Annotated in this window: 17 protein-coding genes; 6 read left to right on the top strand and 11 right to left on the bottom strand. The window is 25.1% G+C overall.

All coding sequences use genetic code 11. The features are described 5' to 3' along the window. Positions 1-25: 25 nt before the first annotated feature. Positions 26-1480, top strand: a complete 1455-nt coding sequence (gene tldD / locus D9V60_RS02015) for a metalloprotease TldD (RefSeq protein WP_158360683.1) — start codon at positions 26-28, stop codon at positions 1478-1480. A gap of 85 nt (positions 1481-1565) precedes the next feature. Here tldD and rplS read toward each other — a convergent pair whose 3' ends face one another. From rplS to D9V60_RS01985, 6 genes are all read right to left on the bottom strand, one after another. Beyond that, positions 1566-1913, bottom strand: a complete 348-nt coding sequence (gene rplS / locus D9V60_RS02010) for a 50S ribosomal protein L19 (RefSeq protein WP_158360682.1) — start codon at positions 1911-1913, stop codon at positions 1566-1568. Between the two features lie 43 nt (positions 1914-1956). Beyond that, positions 1957-2718: a tRNA (guanosine(37)-N1)-methyltransferase TrmD gene (gene trmD, locus D9V60_RS02005; RefSeq protein WP_158360877.1), complete on the bottom strand. Its 762-nt coding sequence runs from the start codon at positions 2716-2718 to the stop codon at positions 1957-1959. 14 nt (positions 2719-2732) lie between these two features. Continuing rightward, the gene (gene rimM / locus D9V60_RS02000; protein WP_258013343.1) at positions 2733-3215 is read right to left on the bottom strand and encodes a ribosome maturation factor RimM; all 483 of its coding nucleotides are present in this window, start codon (positions 3213-3215) and stop codon (positions 2733-2735) included. A 44-nt stretch (positions 3216-3259) separates the two neighbouring features. Then, positions 3260-3517, bottom strand: coding sequence for a 30S ribosomal protein S16 (rpsP, locus tag D9V60_RS01995; RefSeq protein WP_158360681.1), 258 nt, complete (start codon positions 3515-3517; stop codon positions 3260-3262). A 45-nt stretch (positions 3518-3562) separates the two neighbouring features. Beyond that, complete coding sequence (gene ffh, locus D9V60_RS01990) at positions 3563-4915, bottom strand: signal recognition particle protein (RefSeq protein WP_158360680.1); 1353 nt, start codon at positions 4913-4915, stop codon at positions 3563-3565. 111 nt (positions 4916-5026) lie between these two features. Continuing rightward, on the bottom strand, positions 5027-6187 hold the full coding sequence (locus D9V60_RS01985; protein ID WP_258013292.1) for a chorismate mutase: 1161 nt from the start codon (positions 6185-6187) through the stop codon (positions 5027-5029). A 306-nt stretch (positions 6188-6493) separates the two neighbouring features. On the opposite strand from D9V60_RS01985, the gene rplM reads away from it, so the two are divergent. Together rplM and rpsI are read left to right on the top strand one after the other, a co-directional pair. Beyond that, positions 6494-6922 carry a 50S ribosomal protein L13 gene (rplM, locus tag D9V60_RS01980; RefSeq protein WP_158360679.1) on the top strand — a complete coding sequence of 143 codons (429 nt, stop codon included), beginning with the start codon at positions 6494-6496 and terminating at the stop codon, positions 6920-6922. 23 nt (positions 6923-6945) lie between these two features. Continuing rightward, a complete protein-coding gene (gene rpsI / locus D9V60_RS01975) occupies positions 6946-7335 on the top strand; it encodes a 30S ribosomal protein S9 (RefSeq protein WP_374705008.1) in 390 nt (129 codons plus the stop codon). Positions 7336-7460: 125 nt separating this feature from the next. On the opposite strand, the gene cgtA is transcribed toward rpsI, so the two are convergent. The 5 genes from cgtA to D9V60_RS01950 all read right to left on the bottom strand — a co-directional run bounded on the left by cgtA (position 7461) and on the right by D9V60_RS01950 (position 10776). Beyond that, the gene (cgtA, locus tag D9V60_RS01970) at positions 7461-8462 is read right to left on the bottom strand and encodes an Obg family GTPase CgtA (RefSeq protein WP_158360677.1); all 1002 of its coding nucleotides are present in this window, start codon (positions 8460-8462) and stop codon (positions 7461-7463) included. Between the two features lie 112 nt (positions 8463-8574). Continuing rightward, complete coding sequence (gene rpmA, locus D9V60_RS01965; protein WP_158360676.1) at positions 8575-8829, bottom strand: 50S ribosomal protein L27; 255 nt, start codon at positions 8827-8829, stop codon at positions 8575-8577. Between the two features lies 1 nt (position 8830). Beyond that, a complete protein-coding gene (rplU, locus tag D9V60_RS01960) occupies positions 8831-9151 on the bottom strand; it encodes a 50S ribosomal protein L21 (RefSeq protein ID WP_158360675.1) in 321 nt (106 codons plus the stop codon). Positions 9152-9234: 83 nt separating this feature from the next. Further along, complete coding sequence (gene murA / locus D9V60_RS01955; protein WP_158360674.1) at positions 9235-10488, bottom strand: UDP-N-acetylglucosamine 1-carboxyvinyltransferase; 1254 nt, start codon at positions 10486-10488, stop codon at positions 9235-9237. A gap of 33 nt (positions 10489-10521) precedes the next feature. After that, the gene (locus D9V60_RS01950) at positions 10522-10776 is read right to left on the bottom strand and encodes a BolA family protein (protein ID WP_158360673.1); all 255 of its coding nucleotides are present in this window, start codon (positions 10774-10776) and stop codon (positions 10522-10524) included. Positions 10777-11291: 515 nt separating this feature from the next. Here D9V60_RS01950 and greA point away from each other — a divergent pair. From greA to ftsH, 3 genes are all read left to right on the top strand, one after another. Continuing rightward, positions 11292-11771, top strand: a complete 480-nt coding sequence (greA, locus tag D9V60_RS01945; RefSeq protein ID WP_158360672.1) for a transcription elongation factor GreA — start codon at positions 11292-11294, stop codon at positions 11769-11771. 66 nt (positions 11772-11837) lie between these two features. Then, positions 11838-12458, top strand: coding sequence for a 23S rRNA (uridine(2552)-2'-O)-methyltransferase RlmE (rlmE, locus tag D9V60_RS01940; RefSeq protein ID WP_158360671.1), 621 nt, complete (start codon positions 11838-11840; stop codon positions 12456-12458). An 80-nt stretch (positions 12459-12538) separates the two neighbouring features. Continuing rightward, positions 12539-14371: an ATP-dependent zinc metalloprotease FtsH gene (ftsH, locus tag D9V60_RS01935; protein WP_158360670.1), complete on the top strand. Its 1833-nt coding sequence runs from the start codon at positions 12539-12541 to the stop codon at positions 14369-14371. The last annotated feature ends 154 nt before the right edge of the window (positions 14372-14525 follow it).

Here is a 14525-nt window from a genome sequence, read left to right as displayed (position 1 = left end):
ATTTTAAATATACAAGTGAGTTCAAATGACATTGGAATTAGTTAGTGAATCTTTATTAACTTTAAATAAATTAAATCGTCAAAATCTATCTGAAATATTAGAAGATATTTCTACTCATAATTTAGATTATGGAGATTTATATTTTCAATCACGTATTTGTGAATCTTGGGTGTTAGAAAATCGAATTATTAAAGAAGGATTTTATCATTTAGATCAAGGTGTTGGGATTAGAGCTATTTCTGGAGAAAAAACTGGGTTTGCATATGCTGATCAAATATCGATAGATGCTATTAGAAAAAGCGCTCAAATGGCAAAAAGCATAATTGATCGCAAAGAAAAAAAAATAAAACCAAAAATATTTATAGAGCAAAAGAAAAATTCTTTTTATGATTTTAAAAATCCATTAAAAAAATTCACTTCTAGTGAAAAAATTAATTTACTTTATAGAGTTGATCATATTGCTCGTAATGTTGATAGTCGTGTTGTACAAGTTAATGCTACTTTAAGTGGGTCTTATGAAAAAATTTTAGTTGCATCTACTGATGGAAATTTAGCTGCAGATATAAGACCATTAGTCGAATTTTCAGTTAGTGTTTTAGTTGAAGAGCGCGGTAAAATAGAACGAGGAAGAAGCGGAGGAGGAAGTCGTACTAATTATAATTTTTTATTAAATAAAGATGATTTTTTAGAAGAAGTTAGAATTGACTATTGGACTAAAGAAGCAGTTCGTATAGCTTTATTGAATTTATCTTCAAAAGAAGCTCCTTCTGGTACCTTTCCTGTTGTTTTAGGGTCTGGTTGGCCTGGTGTTTTGCTACATGAAGCTGTAGGGCATGGTTTAGAAGGAGATTTTAATAGAAAAGGAACATCAGTGTTTACCAATATGATCGGGAAAAAAGTTGCTTCAGAATTATGCACTATAATTGATGATGGCACAATAAAAAATCAACGTGGATCATTAAATATTGATGATGAAGGAGTTTCCGGACAATATAATATATTAATTGAAAACGGAATTTTAAAAAAATATATGCAAGATAAACTTAATGCTCGTTTAATGGGAAGTGAATCTACTGGTAATGGTCGTCGTGAATCTTACTCTCATTTACCAATGCCAAGAATGACTAATACATATATGTTATCTGGAAGTTCAAAAATAGAAGATATTATTAAAAGTATTGATTATGGGATATATGCCGTAAATTTTTCGGGTGGTCAAGTAGATATCACTTCTGGACAGTTTGTTTTTTCAACTTCAGAAGCATATTTGATAAAAAAAGGCAAAATTTCTACTCCAATTAAAAATACTACATTGATAGGATCTGGTATAGAGGTCATGCAAAAAGTATCCATGGTTGGAAATGATTTAAAAATGGATCAAGGCATGGGAATGTGTGGCAAAGAAGGTCAAAACATTCCTGTCGGAATAGGACAACCTTCTATTAAAATAGATAAATTAACTATAGGTGGTACTGTTTAATATTTTAAAAAATAATATATAAAAAGTATTAAGTGCAGTCAAGAATAACGTCGTGACTGCATATTGACTGTTTTAAACAACAAATTTATTTAATTTTTTCTTTAATTCTAGCAGATTTTCCAGTACGTTTTCTGAGAAAATATAACTTTGCTTTTCTAACTAATCCTTTTCTTTTAATAGTAATATTATCAATATTGTATGAATGAGTTTGAAAGACTCGTTCTACAGCCTCTCCATTTGAAATTTTACGAATAGTAAAAGATGAATTTAAAAATCTATTTTTTATTGCAATTACTATTCCTTCAAAAGATTGTAGTCTTTTTTTCGCTCCTTCAATGACCCATACTTTTACTTCTACTGTATCTCCAGGTCGAAAATTAGGCACATTTTTTTTGAGTTGTTCTTCTTCTATTTTTCGAATTATATTGATCATTTTTACCTCTACTAAATAAAATAATTATCAATTAATGATATTTTTATTTTTTGTTTTTTTTAAATTCGTTTAAAATTATTTTTTCTTCTTTTTTTAAAATTTTTTTTTCTAATAAATCTGGTCTTTTTTTAAGAGTTTCTTCTAAAGATTTTTTTAAACGCCATAAACGAATTTTATTGTGATTACCAGACAGCAACACATCTGGAACTATCATATCATAAATTTTTTTAGGTCTGGTATAATGTGGACAATCAAGCAAATTATTATAAAAAGATTCTTTTTCTATTGATTTTTTTGTATGAATAACACCGGGAATAAATCTAGCAATAGAATCTATTATAACCATAGCTGCTAGTTCTCCACCAGTAAGTATATAATCTCCTATTGACCATTCTTCATCTACTAAAGAATCGATGATTCTTTGATCTATTCCTTCATATCTACCGCATATAAAAATGATTTTTTTTTTCTTAATTAATTTAAAAATATTATTTTGATTTAATTTTTTCCCTTGTGGAGACAAATAAATAACTGTCGCATTTTTTAATAAAGATTTTGCATATTTAATTGATAAATATAATGGTTCAACGCTCATCAACATTCCTGGTCCTCCTCCATAAGGACGATCATCTATAGATTTATATTTATTTTTAGCAAAATCTCTTGGGTTTAAACAATTAAGATCAATAATCTTTTTTTGAATTGCTTTTCCGGTTACTCCATAATTTGAAACTGAATGGAACATGTCTGGAAATATAGTGATAATATAAAATGATATTAATGTTTGATTATCTTTTTTTTTAATTGAGATATCATATTTTAATTCCATTTGACTGTTATAATTTTGTTTTTAATATCTACATTTGTTACTATTTTTTTATTAATAAACGGAATCATTGTTTTTTTTGTGTGATTTTTTTTGAATTCATTTTTTATAACAAGAATATCATTATATTTGTTACTTATTAAATTAATTACTATACCTAAATATTTATTTGTAATATTAAATACTTTACATTGGATAATATCATTCCAATAGTATTCATTTTGATCAAGTTTTGGAAGTTGATTGCTACTAATAAAAACTTCAGTGTTAGTCCATTTACTAGCAAGAGATCGATTTGTAATATTATTGATTTGAATAATAAAATGGTTATTATGTTGTTTCCAATTTTTTAGTTTAATAATTTCCCATTTTTTATTTTTTAAGATAAACCATGGAAAATAACTAAATATTGTTTCTTGATTTTCTGTAAAAGAAAAAAAATTTAGCCAACCTAATATTCCGTAAACTCTTCCTATTTTTCCTACTAGAATAGGATCAATTAAAGTATTTAATATAATATTTATAATATTCCCTCATTTTTTTTAAATAACTTAATTAATTTTTTTGATCGCTCTGAAAGTTTAGCTCCATTTTTTTGCCAATACATAATACGTGTAATATTTAATTTAATAGAAGTGGTAATATCTTTGGATGATGGATTAAAATAACCTAATCTTTCAATAAAACGACCATCTCTAGAAAAGCGGCTATCTGCTGCTACTATTTTATAAAACGGGCGTTTTTTGTTTCCATATCGAGCTAATCGAATTTTTACCATTTTTTTTCCTTTGATTGTTAAGTGTTAAAATTATTTTGATATATTTTAAAAATTTTTAGGTAATATATTTTTTATATTACGAATCATTTTTCCAATTCCATTGTTTTTAATTTTTTTCATGATTTTTTTTATATCATCAAAATTTTTTAATAATTTATTTATATCTTGAATTTGCGTTCCAGATCCTAAAGCAATTCTACGTTTACGAGAACCTTTTATAATTATCGGATTATTTCTTTCTTTAGGTGTCATTGAATATATTATTGCCTCGATTTTATTTAAAGTATTTTCATCATTTTCTAACAATGAACTATTATGCATCATTTTATTGTTTGAAAATTTATCTATAAAATAGTTTAAACCTCCCATTTTTTTCATTTCTTTTATTTGAATTAAAAAATCATTTAAATTAAAATCATGGCCTTTTTTAAGTTTTTTAGTTAAATTTTGTAAATTAGATTGATTAATTTTTTCTTCAATATCTTTAATCATCGATACAACTTTGTTCATTCCCAAAATTTTATCAGCCATACGTTCTGGATGAAATATTTCTAAATTTGTTAGTTTTTCACCTGTACCTATGAATTTAATAGGTTTTCCAGTAATATAGCGCATTGATAATGCAATTCCACTTCTAGAGTCACTATCAGTTTTACTTAATATAATACCTGATATAGATAAATATTGATTGAAACTCTTAGCCATATTAATTGCATCTTGACCCATCATTGAATCGACTACTAATAGTGTTTCAATAGGTTTAGAAAAATTTTGTATTTGTTGTATTTCATTCATCATTATTTCATCGACATGTAAACGTCCTGCTGTATCTATTAGTAAAACATCACATAATTTTAATTGAGCATATTTAATAGCCTCTTCTATTATATTGATTGGTTTTTGGTTGATATTAGATGAATAAAAATCTGTATTAATTTGATTAGATAAAATTTCAAGTTGTTTTATTGCAGCAGCACGATAAATATCAGTAGATGTAATAAGTATTTTTTTTTTGTATTTATTTTGTATCCATTTAGCTATTTTAGCTACAGTGGTAGTTTTTCCTGTTCCTTGTAAACCAACTATTAATATTATTGCGGGTGGACGAGCAGATAGATTTAAATCATTATTTTTTTCACCCATAGCTAAAATTAATTCATTTCGTACAATTTTTATAAATTCTTGACCAGGGGTAAGACTTTTATTGATTTCATAACCAATTGATTTTTTGGTAACATTTTTTATAAATGTTTTTATTACTGATAATGTAACATCAGCTTCTAATAATGCTTTTCTTACTTCTCTTATAGTATCCTTAATGTTATCTTCCGTAAGCCTTCCTTTGTTAATAATATTACGTAAACTTTTTGAAAGGCGTTCAGTTAAGCTGCTAAACATGTTTCTTACTCTTTTATAAATTAATATTGAATTATTTAAAACACGAGAATTAATAATGTTTTAGTTTATTTTAAAATATTTTTAATATCTAAACATCTAATGAATTTATAACTAAAACAATTTTTTACTTTCAATGGGATAACAACCTAATATTTTTATAAATTTAGTAATTTTTTGAATTTTATTCAGAATGTTCTGTATCGTATTAGATGATAAATTTTCTTCAATATCAAGATAAAATATTTTTTCTTCATTTTTAGTATTATAAAAAGTTAACATTTTTACGATTATTTTTTCTTTTTCTAGGATTAAAATTATTTCAGAAAGTTTTTTTAATTCTTTTTCTAGAGTAAATATTATTGTAGTTTTTACTTTGTTATTTGAATAAATTTTTAAAGGTGTTTTTGATAAACAAATAAACCTTGTTATATTATTTTTTTGGTTTGATATATTTTTACATAAAACTTTTAATCCATAAATTTGATTTCCTATTTCACTTCCTAAAACAGCATTCGTAATTTTATTATATTTAATAACTTTTTTAATTGCATCAGTTGTGCTATTAGTATATTCAAGTTTCCAATTTGGAAATTGACTAATAAAATTGCTACATTGTTTAAATGGTTGAGAATGACTATATATTTTTTTAATTATATTTAGTTCAACTTTTTCTATTGCTAATAAGCAGTGATCTATATAAACATTAACTTCTCCAACAATAAATAAATTTGTATTTTTTAAAATATAAAATATTTCATCAATAGGTCCTGAACAACTATTTTCTACTGGTAAAATAGCATAATTTGACTCATTATTTTCAACTGATTGAATAACTTCTGAAAAATTCAAACATTCTTTAATAATAAAGTTTTTTAAATTTTGTTTTTCATATTTAGACGCAGCAATATGTGAATAAGATCCTTTAGGACCAAGAAATGAAATAATAGATTCATTCGTATTTTTGTTTTTTTGATGTTTTTTCAATAATATTTTTTGAGTAAGTATAGATTCTTCAATTATTAGTTGGAATAATCGTATTATATAATTAGGATCTAAATTTTTTTTCTTCCCTAAACTAGTTAGTTTAGATAATAAATTTTTTTCACGATTAACATCACGGATTGGTTGATTATTTTGTATTTTAGATTGAGCTATATCTAATACTAATTTTTTTCTTTTCGCGAGCAACATAACTATTTTTTCATCAATATTGTTAATTTCATTACGAAAATTTAATAAATCATTTTTAGACAGCATAGTTTGTTTATCCATCAAATATCTAATATGTTTTATATCAATATAAAATATTTTTATTTAATTAGTATTAATTTTTTAATATAAAAAATAATAATAGATTATATAATATACTATTTTTTATATGAAAAAATGTGTTGTGTTTTAAAAAAATATTAATTTTTTTAAAAAATATTATTATAAAATTTTTATTTAATTAGATTCATTATTAATTTTTAAAAGAATTTTAATAAGTATGATAGATGATAATATATTTACTATATCTTATTAATTCTAATCATAGTATTCTTTTCTACATATATTATTTTTAAAGTGAGTTATATAATGAAAACTTTTTCAATTAAAGAAAAAAATATCAAAAGAGATTGGTTTTATGTTGATGCTACTAACAAAGTATTGGGTAGATTTGCTAGTTCTTTATCCTTACGTCTTAGAGGTAAACATAAAGTTGAATATACACCGCATCTTGATGTTGGAGATTATATTATAGTTTTAAATGCTGCTAAAATTTTAGTTACTGGAAAAAAGAAAAATAATAAAATTTATTATCATCATACAGGTTATATTGGTGGGATAAAACAATTTAAATTCGAAGAAATTATGGCAAAAAATCCAGAAAAAATTATTGAAATAGCTGTTAAAGGCATGCTTCCAAAAGGTCCTTTAGGTCGTTTAATGTTTAAAAAATTAAAAGTTTTTTCAGGTGAAAAACATAACCATATAGCACAATGTCCTAAATTTTTAAATATTTAATAAGGGTATATTAAAAATATATTATGAAAATTCAAAATTATGGAACTGGTCGTCGAAAAAGTTCTTCTGCTAGAGTTTTTCTTAGACCTGGTAAGGGTCAAATAGTAGTAAATAAACGTTTATTGAATGATTATTTTGGTCGAGAAACTTCTTGTATGATTGTTTGTCAACCATTGATTTTAACAGATATGATGAATAATTTTGACATTTATATTACAGTTAAAGGAGGTGGAATTTCTGGTCAAGCTGGAGCAATTAGACAAGGAATTACTCGTGCTTTGATTGATTACAATCAATTATTTCGTAGCGAATTAAGAAAGTCTGGATTTGTTACACGTGATTCACGACAAGTAGAGCGAAAAAAAGTAGGTTTTCGTAAATCCAGAAAACGTATACAGTTTTCTAAACGTTAAAACTAAATAGAAAAACTTATTTTAAAGAACTTGGTTTTTGTAACAAACCGAGTTCTTTTATTAATTTTCATGATTTTTATATTTTAAAAAACTAAAAATCAAATAAATAAAATAAGAAAAAAATTTTATTTTTTTAGATGATATAATATATCGGAACATAATTTTTTTATTCCTATTTTTTTAAGAGAAGAAATTAAATAAAATGGTTCTTTGAAATTTAAATTATTTTTGATTTCTTTAATATATTTATTTATTTTTTCAGTTGTTATTAAATCAATCTTATTTAAGATTAAGAATCTTGGTTTATTATATAATTTTATATTATATTGTTTTAATTCATTCAATACAGTCTTAATATTTTCTATTGGATTAGAATAGTCTGTAGGACATAAATCAACAATATGTAGTAATATTTTACATCTTTCTAAATGTTTTAAAAAATTAATACCTAATCCTTTACCATGTGATGCACCTTGAATTATACCTGGAATATCTGCTATAATGAACTTTTTATCTTCAATTTCAACACTTCCTAAAACAGGATTTAATGTAGTAAAAGGATAATCTGAAGTTTTTGTTTTAGCTCCAGATATATTTTTTACTAATGTTGATTTTCCAGCATTTGGCATTCCTAATGTTCCTACATCTGCTATTAATAATAATTCTAATTGTACATATCTGCTTTCTCCTATCGATCCTAAGGTTCTTTTTCTTGGTGCTCTATTAATGGAAGATTTAAATCTAGTATTACCTAATCCATGCCAACCTCCTTTCGCAATAAGTATTCTTTGTTTGTCTTTTATTAAATCATCGATTATTTCACGTGTTTGATAATTGATTATTTTAGTTCCAACAGGAACATATATTGTAATATCACGTCCTTTTTTACCAGAGCAATTTCTTTTTAATCCATTAGTTCCATGTTCCGCTTGAAATACTTTTTTAAATCTAAAATCTATAAGAGTATTTAAATTATTGCTTGATTCTATCCAAATGTTTCCACCATCTCCTCCATCCCCACCATCTGGACCTCCTTTAGGAATGTATTTTTCTCTTCTAAAATTAACACAGCCATTTCCTCCATTTCCTGCAATAACTTGAATAACAGTTTGATCAATAAATTTCATATGCATTCCTTATTTTTTAAAACAAATACAATTTTAAAAATGTATTATTTATAAAAAAATAATACCCCTCAAAAAAGGGGTTTTTAAAAATATTAACTTTTTTAATTTTTTATTAGTTAATAATGTTAATATATGTTCTTTTTTTTATTCCTTTTTTTTTAAATTCTATTTTTCCTTTAACAGTAGCAAAAATAGTGTGATCTTTTCCGCAACCTACATTTTTCCCTGGATGAAATTTAGTTCCTCTCTGTCTTACAATAATGCTACCTGCGGATACTAATTCACCTCCAAAACGCTTTACACCTAATCTTTGAGCATTAGAATCTCTTCCGTTCCTTGTGGAACCACCAGCTTTTTTATGTGCCATTTTAGTTCTCTATATGATTAATATCTATAATTTTTACATTAGTAAAATATTGACGATGACCTTGTTGTTTTCTATAATGTTTACGACGATTAAACTTTAGTACTTTAATTTTTTTAGATCTACCATGATTTTCAACATAAGCTTTAACTTTAATTCCATTTAAAAAAGGATTTCCTATTTTTGTTTTTTCTTTATTTGAAATCATTAAAATATTTTTTAATTCAATTATTGAGCCTTTTGGGTAATTTAATTTTTCTAACTGTATTACTTGATTTTTTTTAACTCGATATTGTTTGCCACCACTTAAAAAAACTGCATACATATAATACTCCAATTCTTTCTGTTTGTTTTGAAAATAAAATATTAATAATTCTTTATAAGTTATTTTAAATAATTAAAAAGTTATTATATATTTTGAATATTTGCACCTAATTTGTTCAATTTTTTTGGAAATGATTCATACCCTCTTTTAAAATGATGAATATTATTAACTACTGTAATTCCTTTTGCAATACAACCCGCTAAAATTAATGTAGCTGAACTTCTTAAATCAGTAGAGAAAAGAGTTTTTGAAAATAAATTTTTAACACCTTTACAAAAAATACAATTATTTTTAATCTTTATTTTGGCGCCCATTTTAATTAATTCTTTAGCATAAGCAAAACGATTCTCAAATATATTTTCAATAATAATACTTTTACCTTTAGAAATACTATTTAATAAAGCAAATTGTGGTTGCATATCAGTTGGAAAACCTGGGTATGGAGCAGTTGTAATATTTACAGCTTTGGGTATTTTTTCTTGCATATCTAATTTAATCCAATTTTTCCCAGTTTTTATATATGCACCAGTTTCAGATAATTTTTTTAATACACTTGTTAAATGTTTTGGTTCAGTATTATTGCATATAATAAATCCTTTAGAAATTGCAGCGGCTATTAAAAAAGTTCCTGTTTCAATTCTATCTGGTATTACTTTATGACGGCCACCTCTTAGTTTTAATACTCCTTTTATATATATTTTATTACTTCCTGCTCCAGTAATATTAGCCCCTAAAGTATTTAAGAATTTTGCAACATCAACAATTTCTGGTTCTTGAGCAGCATTATCTATAATGGTAATACCTTCTGCTAAAGTTGCAGCGCTCATAATAGTAATAGTTGCTCCAACACTAATTTTTTCTAAATAAATATATTTTCCCTTAAGAGGTTTTATAATAGATGCAGTAATATAATTGTTTTCTTGAATAATTTGAGCTCCTAGTTCTTCCAAACCTTTTAAATGAAGGTCAATAGGTCTGCAACCTATCTTACAACCTCCTGGAAAAAATATTTTAGCTTTACCAAATCGCATTAAAAGAGGACTTAACATCCATATAGATGCTCTTATTTTTTGAATTAAATTATATGGAGGACTAGAAATGTTAATTTTACTTGGGTCAATATATAATATTTTTTTTTTATTTACTATTTTTGCTCCTAAAGATTTAAGTAGTTTAATTGCTACTTTAATATCTGTTAATTTTGGAATATTACTAATTTCAATTTTTTCTTTTGTTAATATTGTCATAAATAATATAGGCAAAGCAGCATTTTTAGAACCAGAAATTAATACATTGCCATTTAATTTTTTATTACCTTCTATATTTAACTTATTCATTCATTATTAAATCTCTATATTATTTTTAAATATTTAACTAATATTATTTTTATTATTTTTTTTCCATTCTTCCTTTGTGTATGTTGTGATAGATAAAGCGTGAATTTTTTTTTCTAGAATCATATCAATTAAAGGTTTATAAATTATTTGCTGTCTTTTTACTTGATTAACACCTTTAAATATATCTCCTATTGCAATTATTTTGATATGATTATTATCTCCTGTAACATATATTTGTTCTAAATTTAGTTTTTGGTTTAGTATCGATATTATTTTTTTATTATCCATGTTAAATATACTTAAAATTAATTTTGTTAAAATGTAAATATTTTAAATATTATACACATAAATATATTTTTAAATTTATATTAAATATTAATAAGAACTTTTGCTTCATAAAATTGAAATTTTTGATAAATTTTATTTTTTACATTAATATAGATACGTTTATTTTTGTTTAATATTATGGTGCATATATTAATATTTTTAAAAAATTAAAATTTTTGATAAATTTTTACATACTAAAATAATTTAATAGTAGATATGAGGTAAGATCTAAATAAAATTAAAAATTTTAGTTTTTACTTTAATTAGATTTTATCAATGATGTATTAATATTACTATATTTTTTATTTTAATTATTTATTGAAGTATATAAATAATTTAATTTTTAAAAATATTTAATAAAAATTAAATCTTTTTTCTTAAAAATATATTTTATTTTAAAAAATCATATAAAAAATTTTTAGTATTTTTTAAATTAATAGTTTTATATTCTTTTAGAAAAAAATGAGGTATGTTATATGGTTCATTTAATTCCAATGACTGTTAGAGGTGCTGAAAAACTTCGTAAAGAACTTGAACAATTAAAAAACACAAAACGTCCCCGTATTATTATTGAAATAGCAAAAGCTAGAGAACATGGTGATTTAAAAGAGAACGCTGAATATCACTCTGCTCGTGAAGAGCAAAGTTTTTGTGAAGGACGAATAAAAGATATAGAATTAAAACTATCTAATTGTCAAATTATAGATATCACTAAAATACCTAACGATGGAAGAGTTGTATTTGGCTCTACAGTAACTATTTTAAACATACAAAGTAATGAAATATTTACTTATCAGATTGTAGGTGATGATGAATCTGATTTTAAAAAGAATTTAATCTCAATTAATTCTCCAATGTCGAGGGGTTTAATTGGAAAAACTGTTAACACTATTGCTACTATATTTACACCTTCTGGTAATATTAAATACAAAATTTTAAAGATAGATTATATTTAAATTAACAATTTATTTAAATATATAGTGATGAGATTTATTATAAATATTATAAAAGAATCAAATAATATGATTATAAAGAATAAATCAAATAGTTCTAAGCGTTGGTTATTAGAACATTTTCAAGATAAATATGTTAAAGAAGCAAAAAAAAATAAAATTCGATCTAGATCTTGGTTTAAATTAAAAGAAATTGATAAGAATAACAAGTTATTTAAACCTGGAATGAACATTATTGATTTAGGCGCTTCTCCAGGAGGTTGGTCGCAATACGCAGTTAATAAAATTGGAAAAACAGGATCTATTTTAGCATATGATATATTACCTATGAAAAAAATAACAGGAGTTAAATTTTTTCAAGGAGATTTTCGAAATGTAAATACATTAAATTTTATATTAAATAATTTATCTAATAAAACTTTTAATGTAGTTATGTCGGATATGGCGCCTAATATTACAGGTTGTTGGTCTGTTGATATGCCGCGTATTATAGAAATTTGTAAAATAGCTCTTAAAATATCTAGATTTGTATTAGCAAAAAATGGTGTTTTTTTAGTAAAATCTTTTCATGGAGAAGGTTTAAATGAATTTTTTAAAGAAATTAGAACGTTGTTTTCAAAAATTAAAATTTGTAAACCAAAAACTTCTCGATCAAGATCACGAGAAATATTCATTCTAGCGACCAGATAAAATATTATTTTATTTCTAGACTTTTAAATCTTCGTTGTTTTTTAAAATAGATGTAATGAGAGGTTGTTCCCTTGAGTGACATGGTTAAAAACCTGATATTTTGGTTAGTAATTACAGTGATTTTAATGTCTGTTTTTCAAAACTTTAATACTAGTGATTCAAATAGTCACAGAGTTGATTATTCTACTTTTTTATCAGAAGTTAATCAAGATCAGGTCCGTGAGGTATATATTAATGGACGGACGATTAGTGTTACTAAAAAAGACAGCAATAAATATACTACTTATATTCCTATAAATGATCCTAAGTTATTAGACAATCTTATAACAAAAAATGTTAAAGTTATGGGAGAAATTCCAGAAGAACCGAGTATTTTATTTTCTATATTTGTTTCTTGGTTTCCTATGTTGTTGCTAATTGGCGTATGGATTTTTTTTATGCGTCAGATGCAAATGGGTGGCGGAAAAGGAGCCATGTCTTTTGGTAAAAGTAAAGCTCGAATGTTATCAGAAGATGAAATTAAAACTACTTTTGATGATGTTGCGGGGTGCGATGAAGCTAAAGAGGAAGTAAGTGAATTAGTTGAATATTTAAAAGAACCTAGTCGATTTCAGAAATTAGGAGGTAAAATACCTAAAGGTGTACTTATGGTAGGTCCTCCTGGAACTGGGAAGACATTGCTTGCAAAAGCAATTGCAGGAGAAGCAAAAGTTCCATTCTTCACAATTTCTGGTTCTGATTTTGTTGAAATGTTTGTTGGAGTAGGTGCGTCAAGAGTAAGAGATATGTTTGAACACTCTAGAAAAAATGCACCATGTATTATATTTATTGATGAAATTGATGCAGTAGGACGGCAAAGAGGCGCTGGATTAGGCGGTGGACATGATGAAAGAGAACAAACACTTAATCAAATGTTAGTAGAAATGGACGGTTTTGATGGCAATGAGGGTGTAATTTTAATAGCTGCTACTAATAGACCAGATGTTTTAGATCCTGCTTTATTACGTCCAGGTCGATTTGATCGTCAAGTTATTGTACCACTTCCAGATATTCGTGGAAGAGAACAAATATTAAAAGTACACATGCGAAAAGTGCCTTTATCTAAAGATGTTGACCCTTTAATCATTGCTCGCGGAACACCAGGTTTTTCAGGTGCAGATTTAGCCAATCTAGTAAATGAAGCAGCATTATTTGCAGCTCGTTTAAACAACCGTGTCGTTTCTATGATTGAATTTGAAAAAGCAAAAGATAAAATTATGATGGGTTCTGAACGTAAATCAATGGTGATGAGTGATTTTCAAAAAGAATCTACGGCATATCATGAAGCTGGTCATGTGATTGTTGGAAGATTAGTACCAGATCATGATCCTGCTCATAAAGTTACGATTATCCCTAGAGGCCAAGCATTAGGTATTACTTTTTTTTTACCAGAATCAGACACATTCAGTATTAGTAGGCAAAAATTAGAGAGTCAAATATCTACTTTGTATGGCGGTCGTTTAGCAGAAGAAATTATTTATGGTTCTAAAAAAGTGTCTACTGGCGCTTTTAATGATATTAAAGTAGCTACAAATTTAGCACGAAATATGGTAACTCAATGGGGGTTTTCAGATAAATTGGGTCCTTTATTATACGCTGAAGAAGAAGGAGAAATATTTTTAGGTCGAACAGTAGCTAAAGCAAAACATATGTCTGATGAAACCGCTAGAATTATTGATGAAGAAGTTAAATTGTTAATAGAAGTAAATTATAATCGAGCTAAAAATATTTTAAATGAAAATATTGATATTTTACATGCTATGAAAAATGCTTTAATAAAATACGAAACCATTGATTCTGTTCAAATAGACGATTTAATGGAAAGAAAAGAAGTTCGAAAACCAAAAGGATGGTCTGAAATGAATCAAAATTAAAATATATTACCAATATTATAATTAAATTAACAATAATATCGCATATTAATTATTAAATACGTATTAAATTACGTAAAAGTTTAATATAATTAATATTATATTTTAACAAACACTGAAATAAGATGAAGTAATAAAATTATTATAACTTCATCTT

Origin of the sequence: Buchnera aphidicola (Aphis craccivora) (assembly GCF_005082145.1) — a bacterium.
GTDB lineage: Bacteria > Pseudomonadota > Gammaproteobacteria > Enterobacterales > Enterobacteriaceae > Buchnera > Buchnera aphidicola_U.
Note: the sequence above shows the minus strand (reverse complement) of the source record. Positions and strands in the feature narration are given on the sequence as shown.